20 protein-coding genes are annotated in these 21,074 nt (G+C 71.8%); 14 read left to right on the top strand and 6 right to left on the bottom strand.

Annotated elements, in window-relative coordinates; all coding sequences use genetic code 11:
- Positions 1-58: 58 nt before the first annotated feature.
- Complete coding sequence (locus AC1DIW_RS21165) at positions 59-1,318, bottom strand: amidohydrolase (protein WP_478110741.1); 1,260 nt, start codon at positions 1,316-1,318, stop codon at positions 59-61.
- 91 nt (positions 1,319-1,409) lie between these two features.
- Here AC1DIW_RS21165 and AC1DIW_RS21160 point away from each other — a divergent pair, with 91 nt between their 5' ends.
- The 4 genes from AC1DIW_RS21160 to AC1DIW_RS21145 all read left to right on the top strand — a co-directional run bounded on the left by AC1DIW_RS21160 (position 1,410) and on the right by AC1DIW_RS21145 (position 5,017).
- Positions 1,410-2,108, top strand: coding sequence for a (2Fe-2S)-binding protein (locus AC1DIW_RS21160; protein WP_478110739.1), 699 nt, complete (start codon positions 1,410-1,412; stop codon positions 2,106-2,108).
- Positions 2,109-2,131: 23 nt separating this feature from the next.
- A complete protein-coding gene (locus tag AC1DIW_RS21155; protein WP_478110737.1) occupies positions 2,132-3,079 on the top strand; it encodes a pseudouridine-5'-phosphate glycosidase in 948 nt (315 codons plus the stop codon).
- The gene (locus AC1DIW_RS21150; protein ID WP_478110735.1) at positions 3,076-3,969 is read left to right on the top strand and encodes a carbohydrate kinase family protein; all 894 of its coding nucleotides are present in this window, start codon (positions 3,076-3,078) and stop codon (positions 3,967-3,969) included. Before AC1DIW_RS21155 ends, AC1DIW_RS21150 begins: the two co-directional genes overlap by 4 nt.
- Before the next feature lie 160 nt (positions 3,970-4,129).
- Complete coding sequence (locus tag AC1DIW_RS21145; protein WP_478110733.1) at positions 4,130-5,017, top strand: DUF559 domain-containing protein; 888 nt, start codon at positions 4,130-4,132, stop codon at positions 5,015-5,017.
- Positions 5,018-5,090: 73 nt separating this feature from the next.
- On the opposite strand, the gene AC1DIW_RS21140 is transcribed toward AC1DIW_RS21145, so the two are convergent.
- Together AC1DIW_RS21140 and AC1DIW_RS21135 are read right to left on the bottom strand one after the other, a co-directional pair.
- On the bottom strand, positions 5,091-6,683 hold the full coding sequence (locus tag AC1DIW_RS21140) for an acyl-CoA mutase large subunit family protein (protein ID WP_478110732.1): 1,593 nt from the start codon (positions 6,681-6,683) through the stop codon (positions 5,091-5,093).
- 227 nt (positions 6,684-6,910) lie between these two features.
- Complete coding sequence (locus AC1DIW_RS21135; RefSeq protein WP_478110730.1) at positions 6,911-7,426, bottom strand: GbsR/MarR family transcriptional regulator; 516 nt, start codon at positions 7,424-7,426, stop codon at positions 6,911-6,913.
- An 84-nt stretch (positions 7,427-7,510) separates the two neighbouring features.
- Here AC1DIW_RS21135 and AC1DIW_RS21130 point away from each other — a divergent pair, with 84 nt between their 5' ends.
- The 4 genes from AC1DIW_RS21130 to AC1DIW_RS21115 all read left to right on the top strand — a co-directional run bounded on the left by AC1DIW_RS21130 (position 7,511) and on the right by AC1DIW_RS21115 (position 12,077).
- Positions 7,511-8,416, top strand: coding sequence for an ABC transporter ATP-binding protein (locus tag AC1DIW_RS21130; RefSeq protein ID WP_478110728.1), 906 nt, complete (start codon positions 7,511-7,513; stop codon positions 8,414-8,416).
- A complete protein-coding gene (locus AC1DIW_RS21125) occupies positions 8,413-10,071 on the top strand; it encodes an ABC transporter permease (protein ID WP_478110726.1) in 1,659 nt (552 codons plus the stop codon). The genes AC1DIW_RS21130 and AC1DIW_RS21125 overlap by 4 nt, the downstream gene beginning before the upstream one ends.
- A 48-nt stretch (positions 10,072-10,119) precedes the next feature.
- Complete coding sequence (locus AC1DIW_RS21120) at positions 10,120-11,208, top strand: mannose-1-phosphate guanylyltransferase (protein ID WP_478110724.1); 1,089 nt, start codon at positions 10,120-10,122, stop codon at positions 11,206-11,208.
- A 65-nt stretch (positions 11,209-11,273) separates the two neighbouring features.
- Positions 11,274-12,077 (top strand): hypothetical protein, encoded by an 804-nt coding sequence (locus AC1DIW_RS21115; RefSeq protein ID WP_478110723.1) that lies wholly within the window; start codon positions 11,274-11,276, stop codon positions 12,075-12,077.
- A 69-nt stretch (positions 12,078-12,146) separates the two neighbouring features.
- On the opposite strand, the gene AC1DIW_RS21110 is transcribed toward AC1DIW_RS21115, so the two are convergent.
- Together AC1DIW_RS21110 and rfbA are read right to left on the bottom strand one after the other, a co-directional pair.
- Positions 12,147-12,743, bottom strand: a complete 597-nt coding sequence (locus AC1DIW_RS21110; RefSeq protein WP_478110721.1) for a dTDP-4-dehydrorhamnose 3,5-epimerase family protein — start codon at positions 12,741-12,743, stop codon at positions 12,147-12,149.
- Positions 12,743-13,621, bottom strand: coding sequence for a glucose-1-phosphate thymidylyltransferase RfbA (gene rfbA / locus AC1DIW_RS21105; RefSeq protein WP_478110719.1), 879 nt, complete (start codon positions 13,619-13,621; stop codon positions 12,743-12,745). The genes AC1DIW_RS21110 and rfbA overlap by 1 nt, the downstream gene beginning before the upstream one ends.
- A gap of 86 nt (positions 13,622-13,707) precedes the next feature.
- On the opposite strand from rfbA, the gene rfbB reads away from it, so the two are divergent.
- Together rfbB and rfbD are read left to right on the top strand one after the other, a co-directional pair.
- Positions 13,708-14,727 (top strand): dTDP-glucose 4,6-dehydratase, encoded by a 1,020-nt coding sequence (gene rfbB / locus AC1DIW_RS21100; protein ID WP_478110717.1) that lies wholly within the window; start codon positions 13,708-13,710, stop codon positions 14,725-14,727.
- Positions 14,724-15,596 (top strand): dTDP-4-dehydrorhamnose reductase, encoded by an 873-nt coding sequence (gene rfbD / locus AC1DIW_RS21095; protein ID WP_478110715.1) that lies wholly within the window; start codon positions 14,724-14,726, stop codon positions 15,594-15,596. Before rfbB ends, rfbD begins: the two co-directional genes overlap by 4 nt.
- A gap of 30 nt (positions 15,597-15,626) precedes the next feature.
- On the opposite strand, the gene AC1DIW_RS21090 is transcribed toward rfbD, so the two are convergent.
- Positions 15,627-16,595 carry an SDR family NAD(P)-dependent oxidoreductase gene (locus AC1DIW_RS21090; RefSeq protein ID WP_478110713.1) on the bottom strand — a complete coding sequence of 323 codons (969 nt, stop codon included), beginning with the start codon at positions 16,593-16,595 and terminating at the stop codon, positions 15,627-15,629.
- 119 nt (positions 16,596-16,714) lie between these two features.
- Here AC1DIW_RS21090 and AC1DIW_RS21085 point away from each other — a divergent pair, with 119 nt between their 5' ends.
- From AC1DIW_RS21085 to AC1DIW_RS21070, 4 genes are all read left to right on the top strand, one after another.
- Positions 16,715-17,560, top strand: coding sequence for a hypothetical protein (locus tag AC1DIW_RS21085; RefSeq protein WP_478110711.1), 846 nt, complete (start codon positions 16,715-16,717; stop codon positions 17,558-17,560).
- Positions 17,560-19,482 (top strand): fumarate reductase/succinate dehydrogenase flavoprotein subunit, encoded by a 1,923-nt coding sequence (locus AC1DIW_RS21080; protein ID WP_478110710.1) that lies wholly within the window; start codon positions 17,560-17,562, stop codon positions 19,480-19,482. Before AC1DIW_RS21085 ends, AC1DIW_RS21080 begins: the two co-directional genes overlap by 1 nt.
- Positions 19,479-20,231 (top strand): succinate dehydrogenase/fumarate reductase iron-sulfur subunit, encoded by a 753-nt coding sequence (locus AC1DIW_RS21075; RefSeq protein ID WP_478110708.1) that lies wholly within the window; start codon positions 19,479-19,481, stop codon positions 20,229-20,231. The genes AC1DIW_RS21080 and AC1DIW_RS21075 overlap by 4 nt, the downstream gene beginning before the upstream one ends.
- A 168-nt stretch (positions 20,232-20,399) precedes the next feature.
- Entirely contained in the window at positions 20,400-21,053 is a 654-nt protein-coding gene (locus AC1DIW_RS21070) for a succinate dehydrogenase cytochrome b subunit (RefSeq protein ID WP_442277898.1), read from the top strand.
- The last annotated feature ends 21 nt before the right edge of the window (positions 21,054-21,074 follow it).

Here is a 21,074-nt window from a genome sequence, read left to right as displayed (position 1 = left end):
GGACTGTAGACCCCGGGACGAGAAGATCTGAGCACCTCGGGGCAACTCGCGGGAAGTGTTACCGATCCGCGACCGCACCCAGCGGAGCCACCCCCGCGATGGTCGATGTGCCAGCCAGCTGGGCCGCCGCGGAGAAGACGACTCCGGCCAGTGTGCGGGCGCCGACGACGATCGCGCCCTCGTCGATGACGAGGTCGCCGCGGTGCAGGTCGTAGGTCGGGCCGCCCGGCGCACGGGTCCCGAGCCGGGCCATGGCGCCGGGCACGTGGGTGAGGTACCACGCGAAGTCCTCACCCCCGAGCGACTGCGGCGTCTGGGCGACGAACGAGCCGGTGCCCGTCACCGCTGCCGTGAGCGCGTCGATGGAGCCTGCGTCGTTGACGACCGGGGGCACACCCTTGGTGATCTCCACGTCGGCGTGCACGGCATACGGCTTGACGACCTCGTGGACGACGGCCTCAAGGAGGCGCTCGACGCCGTCCCAGATGCTCGCGTCGAGCATGCGCAGGGTGCCGCCGACCCGGCCCGTCGACGGGATGACGTTGGCGGCGCCGCCCGAGTGGATCGAGCCCCAGACGAGCGCCGCGCCGGCGCGGGGGTCGAGGCGACGCGACAGCACGGCCGGCACGTCCGTAACGACCTTCGCGAGGGCATACGTCAGGTCCTGGGTCAGGTGCGGGCGCGACGTGTGTCCACCCCGCCCCGAGAGCGTGACCTCGATCTGGTCGGCCGCCGCGGTGATGGCGCCGACGCGCAGACCCACCTGGCCGGCGTCGAGGTTGGGGTCGCAGTGCAGGGCGAAGATGCGGTCGACCCCCACGAGCCCGTCCTGGGCCACGACGTCCTCCGCACCTCCGGGCATGAGCTCCTCGGCGGGCTGGAAGATGAGACGCGCGCCGACACCGGCAGCCACGAGCCGGTCCTCGACCGCCTTGAGCGCGAGCGCCGCGCCGATGAGCGCCGTCGTGTGCACGTCGTGCCCGCAGGAGTGGCTGACACCGTCGGTCTGCGAGGCGAAGTCGAGGCCGGTCTGCTCCCGGATCGGCAAGGCGTCGATGTCGGCCCGCAGCGCGATGCGGTGCGACGGTTCCGGCGCGCCGAGGTCGGCGACGAGCCCGGTGCCGCGCAGCCGCCGGACGCCGATGCCGGCGCGCTCGAGGCGCTCGGCGACGAGCGCCGTCGTGCGCACCTCACCGCGCCCGAGCTCCGGATGCGTGTGCAGGTCGCGACGGATCGAGAGGAGCTCTGCAGCGCGCTGCTCGACGGTTCGAGCGATGGCCTCGAAGGGCAGCGGCGCGGAGCGGTGGGTCACGAGCACGGGAGTCTAGCGAGAGGATGGTCACATCCCTCGCGCACGGGGGGCTCGACGAGCACCAGGACCACCACAGGACGACGGAGAGAGGTCACGCGTGGAGCCGGAGTCACGCTCCGCGACAGCCCTCGGTCCCGACGCCGTCCGGGCCGTCGTCGGACTCGTCGACCGGGCGATGCCGTTCACGACCTCGACGTGCGAGGCCTCCCCGGCGACCGTGTGGTGGCGCGACGTGCTGACGCACGTGCGGGCCGGCGCGGACCCGCTCGAGCCGTGGCGCGCGGCGCTGCGCACCCAGATGGGACAGCGTCACGGCGCGCCGGCGCCCGCGCACGTGCCCGCCGCCTTCGTGCTCCAGTGGGTGTGCGAGATCGCCGCGACACCGATCGCGTATGCCGCGTCGCTCGGTCCCTGGCTCCTGGTGCCCTCGCGCGGTGGGCTGGGTGCCGGGCTGGGCTTCGAGCTGGCGCCGGGGCTCAGTCCCCACCGGCTCGTCGTCGACCCGGAGGCGACGACGTTGGAGGTCCACGAGGACCCGGCGGGCCGTCTGGAACGCGGCCACGCGGCATACCTCGCGCTCGTCTCGGAGGTCGTGACGGCATACGCCCCCGACGTGCGGATGGGCTCGCGGCAGCGGTGGGGGGTCGTCGACGACATGTGGCGCACGGCGGTGCGGCTGGCGCGCGGCGCGGCCGGCGAGAGCGTCGGGCCCGAGCCGACGCGCGTGTCGTGCTGCTTCATCTACGCGCTGCCCGGGATGCGCGAGTGCGCCGCGTGCCCCCGCGGCGGCCGGTGACGCCCGGAACTAGGGTGACGGCCATGCTGCAGCACCTGCCCGGGCCCGACCTGCTCGTCGTCCACGAGGAGGTGCACGAGGCGCTCGAGGCCGGCGTCGGGGTCGTCGCCCTCGAGAGCACGATCCTCGCCCACGGGCTCCCCCACCCCGACAACATCGAGATCGGCGCGCGGATCGAGGACGCGGTGCGGGCCGGTGGCTCGGTGCCGGCGACCATCGCGGTGCTCGACGGGGTCGTGCACATCGGCCTCGGCGCGGCCGACGTCGAGCGGGTCTGCACCGACCCCGACATCGCCAAGCTGTCGGTCCGCGACGTGGGCGTCGCTGCGGCACTTGGGCTTTCGGGTGCGACGACTGTGGCCTCGACGTCGGCGCTGGCCCATCTGGCCGGTATCCGCGTCTTCGCGACGGGCGGGCTCGGCGGGGTGCACCGCGGCGCGTCCGAGACCTTCGACGTCTCCGCCGACCTCGGGGTCATCGCGTCGACACCGGTCCTCGTCGTGTGCGCCGGCGTGAAGTCGATCCTCGACGTGGCCGGGACGCTCGAGACGCTCGAGACGCTGTCGGTGCCGGTGGTCGGCTACCGGACGGATGCCTTCCCGGGCTTCTACCTGTCGGACTCGGGGCACCCGGTGCCGTGGCGCGTGGAGTCGCCAGCAGAGGCGGCCAGGGTCGTCGTCATGCGCGACCGGCTCGGCACCGATGCGGCGGGCGTGGTCCTCGCCAACCCGCTGCCCGTCGACCGGCAGGTCGACCGCGAGCTGCACGACCGGCTGGTGGCGGAGGGGCTCGCCCTGCTCGAGCGCGAGGGCGTGCATGGCAAGGACGTCACGCCGCGGCTGCTCGAGCACTTCCACGCCAACTCGGGCGGCGAGTCGCTGCGCGCGAACGTCGAGCTCGTCCTGTCGAACGCCCGGCTCGCCGGCGAGGTCGCCGCCGAGGTGGCGGTGCAGTCGGCAGCACGCGCATGACGGCGGGGCACGGTCCGACGCGGCCGGTCGTCGTCGTCGGTGACGTCGGGCTCGACGTGATCACCCGCCCGTCCGGCGACATCCGGTGGCACTCCGACACGCCGTCGGCCGTCGCGCTCGTCCCCGGCGGGGCCGGCGGCAACTCCGCGTCGTGGCTCGCCGGTCTCGGGGCCGAGGTGACGCTCGTCGCGCGGGTCGGCGACGACGCGGCCGGGACGGCGTGCCGGGGCGAGCTGGAGGCCGCCGGCGTCACGTGCGCCTTCGCCGTCGACCCGGCGCTGCCGACCTGCATGGTGGTCATCCTGCTCGACGCCCACGGTGACCGGACGATGTTCCCGGACCGCGGGGCCAACCGGGCCTTCTCCGTCGCGGACGTCGACCTGGCCTCGCTCGGCCTGCCGCTCGACCCGCGACCGCACCTGCACCTGTCCGGCTACGTGCTCTTCGACGCCGGGTCGCGGGCGGCGGGCCTCGAGTCGCTGCGCCAGGCGCGCGCGCTGGGGTGGACGACGTCGGTCGACCCGCAGTCGCCGGCGCTCATCGAGCGGGAGGGGGTCTCGGCGTTCCTGTCATGGGTGTCCGGGGTGGACCTGCTCCTGCCCAACGAGAACGAGGTCGTGGCACTCGGCGGTCTGGCCGCGGTCCTCGATCACGCGCGCGAGGTCGTCGCCACCTACGGCGCGGCAGGGGCGCGATGGGTCGGGGCCGACGTCGACGAGTCGGCCGAGGCGCCCTTCGTCGACAACGTCGACGCCACCGGGTGCGGCGACGCCTTCAACGCCGGGCTGCTCTCGGCCTGGCTGCGGGGCGAGGACCGGTCCAGCGCCCTGCGCGCCGGGGTGGCGGCCGGCAGCGCCGCGGCAGCCCGCGTGGGCGCGCGACCCCGCTAGCCGGCATACGCCCTCGGGCGCTGGGCCCGGCGGACCGCCACGAACCGGCGTATGCCGTGTGCTCCGTGCGTGACGACGCCCGCGGTCTGCCGTCGTGGCGGTCCGCCGGTCCTGTGGATGGCCGCGGCGCCGCTCCGTCGCGCCCGGGCAGCCTGATGCCATGGACGTCGCGACGGTGCTGGCACAGTGCGGCGGCAGCGCCCGATGGTCACAGCTGCGACCGGTCGTACGCCGCCGGCAGCTGCGACGCGCACTCGCGGACGGGAACGTCGTCCGCCTGGGCCGAGGCCGGTACGGCCTGTCGAGCCTGCTCGCCGCACGCGCCGCCGCCGAAGGGCTGACCGCGACGGCGTCACACCTCACAGCGGCGTTGCACTGGGGATGGGCGGTCAAGCACGAGCCGGACCTCGCCCACGTGACGCTGCCGAGGGGCCGCAAGCTGCGCCAGCCGGCGGGGACCGGGGTGACGCGCCACTGGCGAGACTTGGCTGCTGACGAGGTCGTCGACGGATGGGTGACGAGCCCAGCGCGCACCGTCATCGACTGCTGCCTGGACCTGCCGTTCGACGAGGCCTTGGCCGTGGCCGACTCCTCGTGGCGTGCCGGCCTGTCACCGTTGGCCGTGCGAGACCTGGCGCTGCGCTTGCCGCCACGGTCACGGCGCAAGGTGGGCCGGGTGCTTCAGTACGTGGATCGCGGGGCCGCCAACCCGTTCGAGTCGGTGCTGCGCGCCCTGTGCCTGCAGGTGGAAGGACTCAGCGTCGTCACCCAGCACGTCGTCAAGGGGCGGGGTTTCTTCGCCCAGGTGGACCTCGCCGACAAGGCGTTACGCATCGTGATCGAGGCCGAGGGTTTCGAGAACCACGGCACCCGACCGGCCCTGAAGCGCGACTGCCGGCGCTACACGGGGCTCGGAGCGCGCGGTTGGGTGGTGCTCCGATTCACCTGGGATGAGGTGATGTTCGAGCCCGACTACGTGCTGGCCGCACTGCGCGAGACCGTCGCCGTGCGCCAACCGACCGCCACGAACCTCCCAACCGCTTCCTAGCCGTGCTCAGCACCCGGCCACCGGCGGACTCGTGGCGGTCCGCCGGGCCGGGGAGACGGCATACGGGCTCGGGTCAGAAGGTCTCGCGGGGCTGGTAGACGCCCCAGACCTCGCGCAGCGCGTGCGCGACCTCGCCTCCGGTGGCGCGCGCCGCGAGCGCCTCCTTCATCGGGTAGAGCAGGTTGTCGGTGCCGCGGGCCGCGTCCTGGAGGCGACCCAGCGCTGCCTTGACCGCGTCGTTGTCGCGATCGGCACGCAGCGCCTCGAGCCGCGCCCGCTGGTCCGCCTCGATCGTCGGGTCGACGCGGAGCGGCTCGTAGTGGTCCTCCTGGTCGAGGACGAAGCGGTTGACGCCGACGACGGTGCGCTCACCGTTGTCGATCTCGAGCTGCACCCGGTAGGCGGAGCGCTCGATCTCGCTCTTCTGGAAGCCCTGCTCGATGGCCGCGACGGCACCACCCTTGTCCTCGACGGCCTGGATCAGCGCGAGCGCCGCCGCCTCGATCTCGTCGGTCATCGACTCGACGACGTACGAACCGGCAAACGGGTCAACGGTTTTCGTCACGTCGGTCTCGTAGGCGATGACCTGCTGGGTGCGCAGCGCGAGGCGCGCCGCCTTCTCGGTCGGCAGCGCGATGGCCTCGTCGAAGCTGTTGGTGTGCAGCGACTGCGTGCCGCCGAGCACCGCGCCGAGGCCCTGGAGCGCGACGCGGACGAGGTTGACCTCGGGCTGCTGGGCGGTCAGCTGCACGCCCGCGGTCTGGGTGTGGAAGCGCAGCATCATCGACTTCGGGTTCTGGGCGCCGAACTCCTCCTTCATGATCCGCGCCCAGATGCGACGAGCCGCACGGAACTTCGCGACCTCCTCGATGAGGGTCGTGCGCGCGACGAAGAAGAAGGACAGGCGCGGCGCGAAGTCGTCGACGTGCAGCCCGGCGGCCTGCGCGGCGCGGACGTACTCCATCGCGTTGGCGATCGTGAAGGCGATCTCCTGCACGGGCGTCGCCCCGGCCTCGGCCATGTGGTAGCCGGAGATGGAGATGGTGTTCCAGCGCGGCATCTCCTTGCGGCAGTAGGCGAAGATGTCCGCGATAAGGCGCAGGGACTCGCGCGGCGGGTAGATGTAGGTGCCGCGCGCGATGTACTCCTTGAGCACGTCGTTCTGGATCGTGCCGGTCAGCTGGTCACCGGCGACGCCCTGCTCCTCGGCGACGAGCTGGTAGAGCAGCAGCAGCGTCGAGCCGGGCGCGTTGATCGTCATCGACGTCGAGATCTTGTCGAGCGGGAGCCCGTCGAAGAGGGTGCGCATGTCGTCGAGGCTGTCGATGGCGACGCCGACCTTGCCGACCTCGCCGTGCGCGATGGCCTCGTCGGAGTCGTAGCCCATCTGGGTCGGCAGGTCGAAGGCGACCGAGAGGCCTCCGGTGCCGGCCTTGACGAGCTGGTGGTAGCGCTGGTTGCTCTCCTTGGCCGTGCCGAAGCCGGCGTACTGCCGCATCGTCCACGGCCGCCCGGTGTACATCGACGGGTAGACGCCCCGCGTGAACGGGTAGCTGCCGGGCGCGCCGAGCTTGCTGTCGGCGTCGAAGCCGGCCAGGGCGGACGCGTCGTAGACGGGCTCGATGGGCAGGTCGGACTCGGAGCGCGCACCAGTGCTGTCAGCCATGCTGCCGAGCGTATCGGCGAGAGGGTCGGCCGCTGCCGTCCGGCCACCGAACGTTGTCGATCTCACGTCACCGAGGGCGTATGCCGTCAGCCCGGGTCCCGACCAAAGGCGGCCTTTCGACGGCGCCGAGGCGGCCACACGTGGCCTTTCGACGGGTGGGAGGCGGCCACACGTGGCCTTTCGACGGTTGAAGGGAGGGGGCGGGCTGGGGCGGGGGGTGGGGTGGGTCAGGCGTCGGTGGGCCAGGCTCTCGTGAGCTCGGCCTTGCGCTCGTCCCACTCCCCCTCGAGCGCCCCGAGCCGGTCGCCGAGGAACTCGAGGAACGCGACGGACAGCTGCAGACGCCGCCCGGCCGCGGTCTCGAGGCCGCCGACGGCCGGCACCCCGGCGCGCAGGCTCGTCTCGATCTGGGCAAGCACCCGGTCGCGCGAGAGCATGGCCCCGTGCCAGGCGTCGGCCTGCACGACGTAGACGTCGCGGCGCGAGCCCCGCTCGCGCTCCTTGCCGATGAGGTACGTCTGGGTCAGGTAGCGCACCGCCCCGGAGACCGCTGCCGGGCTGACATCAAGGGCCTCGGTGAGCTCCGCGGCGGTCATCCGGCCGTCGTCGTCGGCGAGCAGCTGCGCGAAGACGCGGGAGGCCAGTCGCGGCATACCGGCGTCGGTGAGGGTGTCGCCGAAGCGCTCGACGTAGGCGGAGACCGCCCGGTCGTCCCGCGTCGTCCTCGGTCGCGCTGTCGTCACCACGTCTCCTCCGTCGTCTGCGTTGATCCTGTCTCTACCATCATATCATTCAGTAAATCGTGAATCTTGTGTACTGTCGAATACATGACATCCGCGATCCAGGTGCAAGGGCTGCACAAGAGCTTCGGTCGCACGGTCGCCCTCGACGGACTCGACCTCGACGTGGCGACGGGCGAGATCCACGGCTTCCTCGGTCCCAACGGCGCCGGCAAGTCCACGACCCTGCGCATCCTGCTCGGGCTGCTGCGCGCCGACGGCGGCAGCGCGACCCTCCTCGGTGGCGACCCGTGGCGCGAGGTCGAGTCGCTGCACCGACGCCTCGCCTACGTCCCCGGCGACGTGGCCCTGTGGCCCAACCTCACCGGCGGCGAGGTCATCGACGTCCTGGCCCGCCTGCGCGGCGGGGTCGACGAGCAGCGCCGAGCCGAGATGATCGAGCGCTTCGACCTCGACCCGACGAAGAAGGGCCGGTCCTACTCCAAGGGCAACCGGCAGAAGGTGGCCCTCGTCGCGGCCCTGTCCTCCGACGTCGAGCTGCTCCTGCTCGACGAGCCGACCTCGGGTCTCGACCCGCTCATGGAGGCGGTCTTCCGCGACGTCGTCCGCGAGTTCCGCGAGGCCGGCGGCACGGTCCTCCTGTCGAGCCACATCCTCTCCGAGGTGGAGCACCTGTGTGACCGGGTCAGCATCATCCGCGAGGGACGCAACGTCGAGTCCGGCACCCTGGCCCAGCTGCGCCACCTGTCCCGCACGACGGTCCGCGCGACGTTGGCCCACCCTGTCGACGCGGCGCAGGTCGAGGCGCTGCCCGGGGTCGCCGACGTCACCGTGTCCGATGACCACGTGATGTGCACCGTCGGGAGCGACGACCTCGGGCGGCTGCTCGAGCTGCTCGGCTCGCACGGGATCACCGCCCTGACCAGCGCTCCCCCGACGCTGGAGGAGCTCTTCATGGAGCAGTACCGCTCGACCCCGGCGGCGGCGACATGACCACCGTGACCGCGCCGGCGCGCCCACCCGCTCCCCCGTCCACCCTCCGAGCCGGCGCCGGCCTCACCGGGACGATGGCACTGCTGCGTCTCGCCAGCCGCCGCGACCGGGTGCTCGTGCCGGCCAGCGCGTTCGGCCTCGCCGCCTTCGTCGCGCTGTCGGCCAAGGCGACCTTCGACCTCTTCCCCGACCTCAAGACGGCCCAGGCGTCGATGGCGTCGACGCTGGCCAACCCGGCCCTCGTCGCGATGTACGGCCCGATCTCGAGCCTCGGCATCGACTCGATCGCGACCTTCAAGTCGGTGCTTCTCGGGGCGGTCTTCCTCGCCCTGCTCGCCTACGTGGTCGTCCGACGCCACACGCGCACCGAGGAGGAGGCCGGTCGCCTCGAGCTGCTCGGCGCCGGCGTCGTCGGCCGGCGGGCTGCGCTGACGGCAGCCGTGCTGCTCGGCACGTTCGCCGTGCTGCTCACCGTCGTCCTCATGGTCGTGTGGGCCATCGCCGTCGGACTCGACCCCGCCGGCTCGGTCGCCCTCGGCGTCACGTGGCTTGTCATCGGCCTGTCGTGGGTCGGCGTCACGGCCGTCGCCGCCCAGCTGACCTCGAGCACCCGCGGCACGGCGGGATGGTCACTCGGGGCGCTGGCCGTCGCGTTCCTCGTGCGCGCCGTGGGCGACACCGCGGCCGCCGACAGCCCGGCGCGGTTCCTCTCCTGGGTCACGCCGCTCGGCTGGGGCGTCAAGGTCTCGCCCTTCGGGGAGAACCGCTACTGGGTGCTGGCGCTCGGCGTCCTGTTGTATGCCGGCCTCGTCGTCGTCGCCTTCGCGCTCCTCGACCGTCGCGACCTCGGAGCCGGGGTGCTGCCCAGCCGGGCCGGCCACGAGCGCAGCGCGATCGTCTCGCCGGTGGCCCTGACCGTGCGGCTCGCCCGCCCCACGCTCATCGGCTGGGTCGCGGCCTACGTGGTGCTCGGCCTGGTGCTCGGGTCGATCGCGGGCAGCGTCGAGAGCTTCGTCGACTCCCCCCAGATCGCCGACATGCTCAAGGCGATGGGCGGTGCTGCCGGCTCCGTCACCGATCTCTTCTTCTCCACGGAGCTGCACTTCGCGGCCGTCGGCGCGGCGGCGCTGGCGATCGCCCTCATCACGCGGATGCACACGGAGGAGACGACCGGGCACCTGGAGGCCCTGCTCGCGACCCCGGTGCGGCGGGTCGCGTGGGCGCTCGGCCACGTCGGGCTCGCGGTCCTCGCCACGGCCGTCGTCATGCTCGTCGGTGCCACCGTGGCCGGCGTCGTCCACGGAGCCGACGTCGGCGACATCGGCGGCACAGTGGGTCGCCTCGCGGGCGCGGCGCTCTCGACGCTGCCGGCGGTGTGGGTGGCCATGGCCGTCGCGCTGCTGCTCTACGGCGCCCTGCCCCGGTTCACCGGACTGGCCTGGGCCGCGCTGATCCTCTTCCTCCTGCTCGGTGAGTTCGGTGACCTGCTCGACCTGCCCGGCTGGCTCGTCGACCTCTCCCCGTTCACGCACCTGCCCGCGATGCCGGGAGGCGTGCTGGAGTGGGCGCCGCTCGTCGGGCTGACCGTCGTGGCCGTGGCCGTCGGCGCCGCGGGCCTGGCGGCGCTCCGCCGGCGCGACCTCGGCATCGGCTGACGGGTCGCCGACCTTCGCGTCCCCCGGGAACTGGATACGGTGTGCCCCATGACAGGCATCCCCGGTTTCTGGGCCGTGATCCCCGCAGGCGGCTCCGGCACCCGGCTGTGGCCGATCTCCCGGCGACACTCCCCCAAGTTCCTGCACGACCTGACCGGCTCCGGCCAGTCGCTGCTGCGCGCCACGTGGGACCGGCTCGAGCCGCTCGTCGGCGAGCGGATCCTCGTCGTGACCGGCGTCGCCCACGAGGAGGCCGTCCGCCGTCAGCTCCCGATGCTCGGCTACGACGCCGTCCTCGGTGAGCCCTCGCCCCGCGACTCGATGCCGGCCATCGGCCTCGCCGCCGCCGTCCTCGAACGCCGCGACCCGGAGGCCGTCCTGGGCTCCTTTGCCGCCGACCACGTCATCACCGAGCCCGACAACTTCCGGCGCGCCGTCGCCGAGGCGGTCGTCCTCGCCCGGCGCGGCGAGCTCGCGACGATCGGCATCGACCCGACCGGGCCGGCGACCGGCTACGGCTACATCCGCCTCGGCGACCCGCTGGACGTCGTCGGTGCGCCGAGCGCCCACCGCGTCGACGAGTTCGTCGAGAAGCCCGACCTCGAGACGGCGACCCGCTACCTCGACAGCGGTGAATACCGTTGGAACGCAGGCATGTTCGTCGTCGGTGCGACGACCCTGCTCGAGCTGCTCGCCGAGAACCACGCCGACATGGTCGAGAGCCTGCGCACGATCGCCGCCGACCCCCGCCGGATGCCGGACCTGTGGCCGTCGCTGCAGAAGATCGCCATCGACCACGCCGTGGCCGAGCCCGCCGCCGCCGCAGGCCGCGTCGCCGTCGTGCCCGCGGCCCTGGGCTGGGACGACGTGGGCGACTTCGCCTCGCTCAGCCGGCTCGCCCCCGTGTCGACCTCACTGCCCGGGATCACCGCCATCGGCCCGACCGACGACATCATCAGCATCGACTCGCGGGCCACGGTCGCGGCCGGCGGCCGGCTCGTGGCCCTCATCGGGGTCGAGGACCTCGTCGTCATCGACACGCAGGACGCCCTGCTCATCACCAGCCCCGACCGGGTCCAGGAGGTCAAGCAGGTCGTCGAGATCCTGACCGCCCGGGGCCGCACCGACCTCACCTGATCCGGCCCCCTTCCCGATCCTGCGAAACGCCGCCCGCGAGCGCCGCCCGGGTCGACAGTGGTGGCATGACCTCGATGCTGCCCGAGGAGGGTGAGCACCTGACGACCGGCTGGGAGGACGGCCTCGCCCCGACCGACTCGCTCGTGCGCCAGGCCGTCCTGGCGCACGTCTCCTGGGCCCGCGCCCTGACGACCGCCGCGCGCGGCACCTTCGCCGAGGGCCCGGACTGGTGCGCCGGCCGCGGGGGCGCCCCCTCGGCGCTGCACAACTGGGCGATCGTCACGCGACCACCGCGGGACTGGGCGCAGACCGTGGGAGCCATCGCGACGGCATACCCCGACGGTGTCGCGGCGCTCGTCATCAGCCCCTTCCCGACGCCGGACCTGACGCGGCACGGCCTCGGGCTCGTCGGTCACCCGCCGCTGATGTTCCGCCCGACGACCACCGTCTCGACGACCCCGGCCACCCCGCTCGACGTCCGGGAGGCGACGACGGACCAGCAGCTGCGGGACGCCGAGAGGGTCCTCATCGAGGGCTACCCGATGCCCGACATGGCCGACCTCCCGCCCGGCGACTTCTACCGCCCGGAGGTCGTGGTCGGTCCGACCAGGGTCTTCGTCGGCTACGACGGTGAGACCCCGGTCGCCACCTCGGCCGCGCACTCGGCCGCCGGTGTGACCGTCGTCGAGAACGTCGCGGTGCTCGCGAGCGCCCGCGGCCAGCGCGCCGGCGCCGCGCTCACGTGGGCGGCGACGACGGCATGGCCCGGGCAGAGCGCGGTCCTCATCGCGAGCGACGACGGCCAGCCCGTCTATGAGCGGCTCGGCTACCTGCGCCTCGAGCGCTGGACCTGCTGGCTCCGTCCCTGAGCCCCCACCGAGGGCGTATGCCGTCCGCGCGCCTCAGGCTCCCGGCGCCCCGGTGGGTTCAGTCCCCGCTCACTGCTGTGTGGCTTTGAAGGCCATGCACGCGGCGTAGGACGGAAGCAGCCCCGACTCCTCGGCAGCGGCGAGGGTCGGCGCGGCGGCGTCCTTGGGCGACAGGAGGGGCTCGATGCCGTCAGGGAGTCGCAGCCCCACGGTCGGGTCGAGCGGGTGGATGCCGTGCTCGGCGCCCGGGTTGTAGGCCGCCGAGCACAGGTAGTGGGCGGTGGTGTCGTCCTCGAGGGCGCAGAACGCGTGGCCGAGACCCTCGGAGAGGTAGACCGCGCGCCGGTCGACGGCGTCGAGCAGCACCGAGTCCCACTGCCCGAAGGTCGGCGAGCCGACGCGCAGGTCGACGACGTAATCGATGAGCGAGCCGGACACGGCGGTGACGTACTTCGCCTGCCCGACCGGCACGTCGGCGAAGTGGATCCCTCGCACCGTGCCGCGCGCGGACAGCGAGACGTTGCTCTGCACGACGTCGAGCCGGTGCCCCACGACCTCGGCGAGCAGGTCACCGCGGAACGACTCGAGGAAGACGCCACGGTCATCGGGGAAGATCCGCGGGGTCACCTCCCACGCGCCGTCGATCGACAGCGGTCGGATGTCCATCAGTGACCGTCCTTGCCCTCGGCCAGCAGGCCGTGGAGGTAGAGACCGTAACCACTCTTGGCCTGCTCGTCCGCGTGTCGGCGCACGCCGTCATCGTCGAGCCACCCGTTGCGCCAGGCGACCTCCTCGACGCAGCCGATCTTCTGGCCCTGCCGCGCCTCGACGACGTGGACGTACTGGCTCGCCTCGATGAGGCCCTCGAACGTGCCGGTGTCGAACCACGCCGTGCCGCGGGGCAGAACGCTCACCGACAGAGCTCCACGGCGGAGGTACTCGTCGTTGACGGCGGTGATCTCCAGCTCGCCGCGGGCACTCGGCGTCAGGTTACGTGCGATCTCGACGACGTCGTTGTCGTAGAAGTAGAGGCCGGGCACGGCATAGCTCGACTTCGGGTGCTCGGGCTTCTCCTCGATGGACACGACACGACCGTCCGAGCCGAACTCCACGACGCCGTAAGCCGTGGGGTCGGCGACCCGGTAGGCGAAGACGTGCCCACCGCACACGTCGGTGTTGTCCTTCAGCCGGGTGCCCAGGCCGGGACCGAAGAAGATGTTGTCGCCAAGGACCAACGCCACCCGGTCCTCGCCGATGAAGTCGGCCCCCAGCACGAACGCCTGCGCCAGGCCCTCGGGACGCGCCTGCACGGCATACGAGATGCTCATCCCCCACTGGGACCCGTCGCCGAGGAGGCGCTGGAACTGCTCCGAGTCGGCGGGCGTCGTGATGACGAGGACCTCGCGGATGCCGGCCATCATCAGCGTCGAGAGCGGGTAGTAGACCATCGGCTTGTCATAGACCGGCATCAGCTGCTTGCTGATGCCACGCGTGATCGGGTGCAGCCGGCTACCCGTGCCCCCCGCGAGAATGATCCCCTTCATGGTCGCCCACAGTAGGGGACGCCGCGGCCGGGCCCGTGACCCGGCCGGCAGGCGCCGGTTGGTGGGGATTTGGGTAGGCTCCGGGAATGCGTCTTCTCGTCACGGGTGGGGCCGGATTCATCGGCTCGAACTTCGTCCTCCGCACCCGCCAGACCCGGCCCGACTGGTCGATCACCGTGCTCGACTCCATGTCGTATGCCGCCAACCGGGCCTCGCTCGAGCCCGTCCTCGGCGACGGGGCTGGTGACGGGGCCGGCGACGTTCGCCTGGTGGTCGGGTCGGTGGCCAACGCCGCCGTCGTCGACCCGCTCGTGGCCGACTGCGACGTCGTCGTGCACTTCGCGGCCGAGTCGCACAACGACAACAGCCTCGACAGCCCGTGGCCGTTCGTCGAGAGCAACGTCGTGGGCACCTTCACCCTGCTCGAGGCGGTCCGCAAGCACGACAAGCGGATCCACCACATCTCCACCGACGAGGTCTACGGCGACCTGGAGCTCGACGACCCGCAGCGCTTCACCGAGACGACCCCGGTCAACCCCTCGAGCCCCTACTCGGCGACGAAGGCCGGCGCCGACCTGCTCGTCCGGGCGTGGATCCGGTCCTTCGGCCTCAAGGCGACCGTCTCGAACTGCTCGAACAACTACGGCCCGCGCCAGCACGTCGAGAAGTTCATCCCCCGCCAGATCACCAACATCCTCCAGGGCACCAAGCCCAAGCTCTACGGCTCCGGGCTCAACGTCCGCGACTGGATCCACGTCGACGACCACAACGACGCCGTCATCGCGATCCTCGAGCAGGGCCGTCTCGGCGAGACCTACCTCATCGGCGCGGACGGCGAGCGCAACAACCTCGAGATCGTTCAGCTGCTGCTCGAGCTCATGGGCCAGCCGGCCGACTGGTTCGAGCACGTCAACGACCGGCCCGGTCACGACCTGCGCTACGCCATCGACTCCTCCAAGCTGCGCGCCGAGACCGACTGGCGCCCCCACTACAGCGACATCCGCGCAGGCCTCGAGGCAACCATCGACTGGTACCGCGACAACGAGGCATGGTGGCTGACCGCCAAGGACGCCGCCGAGCACACCTACGCCAGGTTGGGTCGATGAGCCCGCTCCCAGGCGACTCGCTGCGGGTCCTCGTCACCGGCGCCAGCGGGATGCTCGCCTACGACCTCGTCCCCGCGCTGCGCGCCGCCGGGCACGTCGTCACCCCGCTGGGCCGCGGCGACCTCGACGTCACCGACCCGTCCGAGTGCCTCGCCGGCGTCGAGGGCCACGACCTCGTCGTCAACTGCGCCGCGTGGACCGCGGTCGACGCCGCCGAGACCGACGAGGCCGGAGCCTTCGCCGTCAACGCCGTCGGCGCCGCCAACCTCGCCCGCGCCGCGGCGCGCGCGAAGGCCCGCTTGGTGCAGATCTCGACCGACTACGTCTTCGACGGCAACGCCAGCGCGCCCTATCCCGTAGACCACCCCATCGCTCCCCGCTCGGCCTACGGCCGCACCAAGGCCGCCGGAGAGTGGGCCGTGCAGGCCCTGTGCCCCGAGTCGTGGATCATCCGCACCGCGTGGCTCTACGGCGCCGGCGGCGGCAACTTCGTCAAGACGATGCTCCGCCTGGCCGACGAGCGCGACACCCTGACCGTCGTCGACGACCAGGTCGGCCAGCCCACCTGGACCCGCGACCTGGCCGACCTCGTCGTGCGGCTCGTCGCCGACCAACCGGCATACGGAGTCCACCACGGCACCGCGTCGGGCCGCACCACGTGGCGCGGCCTGGCCCAGGCGGTCTTCGAGGAGCGGGGCCTCGACCCCGAGCGAGTGCAGCCGACGACGAGCGCGGCCCTCGGGCTGCCGGCGCCGAGGCCCTCGTGGAGCGTGCTTTCCCACGACTCCCTTGAGCGCGCGGGGATCGCGCCCATCGGCGAGTGGCGCGCCTCTGTCGCGGCGTATCTTGCGGGGAGCGCGACGGCCTGACCCACCGAGGGCGTATGCCGTCCGCGCGCCTCAGGCGCCCGGCGCGGGCTGCTCGGTCGCGTCCAGGACGAAGTCCCAGAACTGTCCCACCTGTTCGGGCGTCTCGATCCCGACGGGCGCGTAGTGCGTCGGGCGGCGGCGCCGGTCGTGCCAGAAGCCGCCGGTGCCGATGGCGTCGTCGGTGGCGGTGAGCCACACGGCGGTGTCGGCGCCCGAGTCGGCATCGCGCAGCAGCGGGCCGGTGACGGCGGCGAAACGGGGCAGCGAGTCGGTGACGCCCGGGGTGTCGGCCCAGCCGGGGTGCATCGAGTGGACGCTGATGCCGCCCGGCTCCAGGTCGCGGGCCCAGAGCTCGGTGAGCACGAGCTGCATGCGCTTGGTCCGGGCATAGGCCGTGACCCCGGAGTAGTCGCCCTCGGCATACTCCGGGTCAGCGGCGTCGAGGCGCTGGCCGTAGGCACCGCCCGACGTCACGAGGACGACCCGACCGCCGGCGAGCGCCTTGCGCAGGCCGTAGGTCAGCACGTGCGGGCCGAGCACGTGCGTGGCGAGGGTCAGCTCGTGCCCCTCCGGCGTGACGGTGCGCTTCGGCGGCATGGCACCGGCGTTGTGCACGACAGCGTGCAGGCGCGGCACGTCGGCGGAGAACTGCCGGGCGAACTCCGCCGTCGCGGCGAGGTCGCTGACGTCCGCGACGTGGGTCGTGACGTCGGCGACGGGCTGCTCCTCGAGCAGCAGCGACCGCGCGTCGTCAAGCCGCGAGGCGTTCCGGCCGGTGAGGTGCACGGCGGCCCCGAGCCGAGCGAGCCCGCGGGCGGTCGCGAGACCGAGCCCGCCGCTCGCGCCCGTGACGAGGACGTGGCGTCCGATCAGGGCGCCGGGCGCCGGGTCGTGCGGCCACCAGTTCCGGCGAACGGCGGGGCCGATCTTCGTGTAGCCGAGGACCAGCGACTTGTCCATCACCCAGTCGAGAGCCGCGGCCGCTTCATGGAGCACCATGCGCCCCACCCTAGGTGCGCCTGCACCACACGCCAGTCGGTCGTGATCACCCAGATGCGACGCACGGTGACACTAGAGTGAGCCGCGGCGCCCGACCAACGACGGTGGAGGTTCGCACGATGAGTGAGACGAGGCTCGACCCGGCTTCCAGCGGAAGCGGATCGTACGCGGGCGGAGTCGGCTCGCCGGGACGGGCGCAGATCGCCGGGCGCACCCTGCGCGGCGACCGGTGGTGGGTCCAGCCCGTCATCACCGCCACCCTGCTCGTCATCTGGCTGCTCTACGCGCTGGTGCGGACCTCCATGCAGCGGTACTACTTCGTGGAGCCGTACCACTACCTCACCCCGTTCTACTCCCCCTGCGTGACCGCCTCGTGCGTCCCGGACGCGCGCCACCTCGGCACCTGGATGGGTGAGCTCCCGCCGCTCGTTCCGTTCGCGTTCTTCGTGCTGCCGTTCCTGCTGGGCTTCCGCCTCACCTGCTACTACTACCGCAAGGCCTACTACCGGTCGTTCTGGCTCTCACCGCCGGCCTGCGCCGTGGCCGAGCCGCACGCCACCTACACCGGTGAGACCCGCTTCCCCTTCATCCTGCAGAACATCCATCGCTACTTCTTCTACGCCGCGATCGTCGTCTCGGCGATGAACACGCTGGACGCGTTCGACGGCTTCCACGGCAAGGACGGCAGCGTCGGCATGGGCCTGGGGACGCTCATCATGCTCGTCAACGCAGGCTTCCTCTGGCTCTACACGGCGTCGTGCCACTCGTGCCGTCACCTCATCGGTGGCCGCCTCAAGCACTTCTCCAAGCACCCGGTGCGTTACCGCGCCTGGACCGTCGTGTCCCGCCTCAACACCCGGCACATGCAGCTCGCCTGGATCACCCTGGGCACGCTGATGATCACCGACGCCTACATCGCCCTGGTCGCGTCCGGGGCCCTGACCGACCTGAGGTTCTTCAACTGATGACAGCGGCGCTGGAGACCTACGACTACGACGTCCTCATCATCGGGGCCGGCGGGGCGGGCCTGCGCGCCGCGATCGCCGCGCGCGAGGCGGGACTTCGCACGGCCATCATCTGCAAGTCCCTGTTCGGCAAGGCGCACACGGTCATGGCCGAGGGCGGCATCGCCGCGAGCATGGGCAACGTCAACAGCCACGACAGCTGGCAGGTGCACTTCCGCGACACCATGCGCGGCGGCAAGTTCCTCAACTCGTGGCGGATGGCCGAGCTGCACGCCAAGGAGGCCCCCGACCGCGTGTGGGAGCTCGAGACGTACGGCGCCCTCTTCGACCGCACCCCCGACGGACGGATCAGCCAGCGCAACTTCGGCGGCCACGAGTACCCCCGACTGGCGCACGTCGGCGACCGCACCGGGCTGGAGCTGATCCGCACGATGCAGCAGAAGATCGTCTCCCTGCAGCAGGACGACGAGCGTGAGTCCGGCGACCCCGAGAGCCGGCTCAAGGTGTTCGCCGAGGTGACGATCACCGATCTGCTCCAGGACCCGAGCGGGGCCGTCGCCGGCGCTTTCGGCTACTGGCGCGAGTCGGGCCGGTTCGTGCGCTTCAACGCCCCCGCCGTCGTCCTCGCCACCGGTGGCATCGGCAAGTCGTTCAAGGTCACCTCGAACTCGTGGGAGTACACCGGCGACGGTCACGCCCTGGCCCTGCGGGCCGGCTCCAACCTCGTCAACATGGAGTTCATCCAGTTCCACCCCACCGGCATGGTGTGGCCGCCCTCGGTCAAGGGGATCCTCGTCACCGAGTCCGTGCGCGGCGACGGCGGCGTCCTGAAGAACTCCGAGGGGAAGCGCTTCATGTTCGACTACGTCCCCGATGTCTTCCGGGGCCAGTACGCCCAGACCGAGGAGGAGGGCGACCGTTGGTACACCGACCCCGACAACAACAAGCGGCCGCCCGAGCTGCTCCCGCGTGACGAGGTCGCGCGCGCCATCAACTCCGAGGTCAAGGCCGGGCGCGGGTCACCGCACGGCGGCGTCTTCCTCGACATCGCCTCCCGGCGCAGCCCGGAGGAGATCCTCAAGAAGCTGCCCTCGATGCACCACCAGTTCAAGGAGCTGGCCGACGTCGACATCACGAAGGAGCCGATGGAGGTCGGCCCCACCTGTCACTACGTCATGGGCGGTGTCGAGGTCGACCCCGACACCGCTGCTGCCGCACGGGTGCCCGGTCTCTTCGCCGCCGGAGAGGTGTCGGGCGGCATGCACGGGTCCAACCGCCTCGGCGGCAACTCCCTCTCCGACTTGCTCGTCTTCGGCGCCCGCGCCGGGAGCGGCGCCGCGGCATACGTCCACGGTCTCGGCGACCGCCGGCCGGAGGTCGACCAGGCGGTCATCGACGCCGCCGCGGCGGCCGCGCTCGCGCCGTTCGAGGAGGAGGGCGGCGAGAACCCCTACACCCTCCACCAGGAGATGCAGCAGACGATGAACGACCTCGTCGGCATCATCCGCACGGCCGAGGAGATCGAGCGCGCGCTCGAGCGGCTCGAGGACCTCAAGGCCCGGGCGCAGCACCTGACCGTCGAGGGCCACCGGCAGTTCAACCCGGGCTGGCACCTCGCCCTCGACCTGCGCAACATGCTCGCCGTCAGCGAGTGCGTGGCGCGGGCCGCGCTGCTGCGCCAGGAGAGCCGCGGGGGCCACACCCGCGACGACTTCCCGACGATGGACCCGCACTGGCGGGGCCGCAACCTCATCTGCTCGGCGGACGGCGACGGCATCGTGGTGCGCGAGCAGCCGATGTCGGCCATGCGCGGCGACCTGCTGGCCCTCTTCGATGCCAGCGAGCTGGGCAAGTACCTCACACCGGACGAGCTGGCCGCCCTGCCGGCGCCGGCACCGCACAGTGACGGGAGCGGGACATGAGCTACGACGCGAGGTTCCGGGTCTGGCGCGGCGACGCCGACGGCGGCGGCCTCGTCGACTACACGGTCGAGGTCAACGACGGCGAGGTCGTGCTCGACATCATCCACCGCCTCCAGGCCACCCAGTCGGGCGACCTCGCGGTGCGCTGGAACTGCAAGGCCGGCAAGTGCGGCTCGTGCAGCGCCGAGGTCAACGGCCGGCCGCGGCTGCTCTGCATGACCCGGATGTCGACCTTCAGCGAGACCGAGACGATCACGGTCACCCCGCTGCGCGCCTTCCCGGTGATCCGTGACCTCGTCACCGACGTGTCGTTCAACTACGCCAAGGCGCGCCAGATCCCCGCCTTCGCCCCGCCGGATCTGGCGCCGGGTGAGTACCGCATGCAACAGGTCGACGTCGAACGCTCGCAGGAGTTCCGCAAGTGCATCGAGTGCTTCCTCTGCCAGGACACGTGCCACGTCGTGCGGGACCACGAGCAGAACAAGGAGGCCTTCGCCGGCCCGCGCTTCCTCATCCGCGCGGCCGAGCTCGACATGCACCCGCTCGACGCGCGCGACGACCGTGCGGACTTCGCCCGCGATGAACAGGGCATCGGGATGTGCAACATCACGAAGTGCTGCACCGAGGTCTGCCCCGAGCACATCAAGATCACCGACAACGCGATCATCCCGATGAAGGAGCGCGTGGCCGGGCGCCACTACGACCCGCTCGTGTGGCTCGGCACGAAGATCGGGCTGCGCAAGCGCTGAGGCGGGCTGACCGGGCGCGACAGTGGAAATGGTCACACTCGGCGCGTACTGGAGGGTAGCCGTCGGACCCGGCGAGGACTCGGGGATAGGGTTTCGACCGTGGCCACCAAAACTCTCCCGGTGACGGGATCGAATCGACCTGCATCGGCCCGCCGGAGCACCGTGTTCATGAAGATGCTCATGGCCGTGTCCGGGGCGTTGTTCGTGTTCTACGTCCTCGTGCACATGTACGGCAACCTCAAGATTCTGGGCGGCGTCGGCGCCTTCAACGAGTACGCCGACCACCTCCGGACGCTGTTCACGCCCTTCCTGCCGTTCGGCGGCTTCCTCTGGCTCTTCCGGGTCGTCCTCGTCGTCGCGCTCGTCGCGCACGCGTGGGCCGCGTTCTCCCTGTGGGGCCGGGCCCATGGCGCCCGACCGACGCGCTACGTGGCCAAGGCCGCTGCCCGCGCCACGGTCAAGAGCAAGATGATGCGCTGGGGCGGCGTCGCACTGCTCCTCTTCCTCGTGTGGCACCTGCTCCAGTTCACGATCGTCAAGTTCAACGTGGGATCGATTCCGGCCCAAGGCAGCCCGGGCCTCCTCGTCATCAGCAGCTTCCAGGTGTGGTGGGTCGTCCTCATCTACCTGCTCGCTCTCGTGGCCTTGGGCCTGCACCTCTACCACGGCGTCTGGAGCGCCACCCAGACGCTGGGCTGGGCCGGCAACGCGACCGCGCGCCGGCGCGCCAAGACGCTCGGGATGATCATCGCGCTCGTCACGAGCGTGGGGTTCGCCCTCCCGCCGCTCGCCATCCTCTTCGGACTCGTCAAGGGAAGCTGACCTGTGACCACGACCTCCACG

The sequence above is a fragment of the Terrabacter sp. 01T434 genome (assembly GCF_056398545.1).
The sequence above is the reverse complement of the archived record's forward strand: the minus strand, read 5'-3'. Positions and strand labels throughout refer to the sequence as shown.

Excerpts from the sequence above, each read along its gene's own strand:
- AC1DIW_RS21155 (WP_478110737.1), top strand. The coding sequence starts at position 2,132 with ATGCTGCAGCACCTGCCCGGGCCCGACCTGCTCGTCGTCCACGAGGAG.
- AC1DIW_RS21150 (WP_478110735.1), top strand. The coding sequence starts at position 3,076 with ATGACGGCGGGGCACGGTCCGACGCGGCCGGTCGTCGTCGTCGGTGAC.
- AC1DIW_RS21145 (WP_478110733.1), top strand. The coding sequence starts at position 4,130 with ATGGACGTCGCGACGGTGCTGGCACAGTGCGGCGGCAGCGCCCGATGG.
- AC1DIW_RS21140 (WP_478110732.1), bottom strand. The coding sequence starts at position 6,683 with ATGGCTGACAGCACTGGTGCGCGCTCCGAGTCCGACCTGCCCATCGAG.
- AC1DIW_RS21130 (WP_478110728.1), top strand. The coding sequence starts at position 7,511 with ATGACATCCGCGATCCAGGTGCAAGGGCTGCACAAGAGCTTCGGTCGC.
- AC1DIW_RS21125 (WP_478110726.1), top strand. The coding sequence starts at position 8,413 with ATGACCACCGTGACCGCGCCGGCGCGCCCACCCGCTCCCCCGTCCACC.
- AC1DIW_RS21120 (WP_478110724.1), top strand. The coding sequence starts at position 10,120 with ATGACAGGCATCCCCGGTTTCTGGGCCGTGATCCCCGCAGGCGGCTCC.
- AC1DIW_RS21115 (WP_478110723.1), top strand. The coding sequence starts at position 11,274 with ATGACCTCGATGCTGCCCGAGGAGGGTGAGCACCTGACGACCGGCTGG.
- AC1DIW_RS21110 (WP_478110721.1), bottom strand. The coding sequence starts at position 12,743 with ATGGACATCCGACCGCTGTCGATCGACGGCGCGTGGGAGGTGACCCCG.
- rfbA (WP_478110719.1), bottom strand. The coding sequence starts at position 13,621 with ATGAAGGGGATCATTCTCGCGGGGGGCACGGGTAGCCGGCTGCACCCG.
- rfbB (WP_478110717.1), top strand. The coding sequence starts at position 13,708 with ATGCGTCTTCTCGTCACGGGTGGGGCCGGATTCATCGGCTCGAACTTC.
- rfbD (WP_478110715.1), top strand. The coding sequence starts at position 14,724 with ATGAGCCCGCTCCCAGGCGACTCGCTGCGGGTCCTCGTCACCGGCGCC.
- AC1DIW_RS21090 (WP_478110713.1), bottom strand. The coding sequence starts at position 16,595 with ATGGTGCTCCATGAAGCGGCCGCGGCTCTCGACTGGGTGATGGACAAG.
- AC1DIW_RS21085 (WP_478110711.1), top strand. The coding sequence starts at position 16,715 with ATGAGTGAGACGAGGCTCGACCCGGCTTCCAGCGGAAGCGGATCGTAC.
- AC1DIW_RS21080 (WP_478110710.1), top strand. The coding sequence starts at position 17,560 with ATGACAGCGGCGCTGGAGACCTACGACTACGACGTCCTCATCATCGGG.
- AC1DIW_RS21075 (WP_478110708.1), top strand. The coding sequence starts at position 19,479 with ATGAGCTACGACGCGAGGTTCCGGGTCTGGCGCGGCGACGCCGACGGC.
- AC1DIW_RS21070 (WP_442277898.1), top strand. The coding sequence starts at position 20,400 with ATGAAGATGCTCATGGCCGTGTCCGGGGCGTTGTTCGTGTTCTACGTC.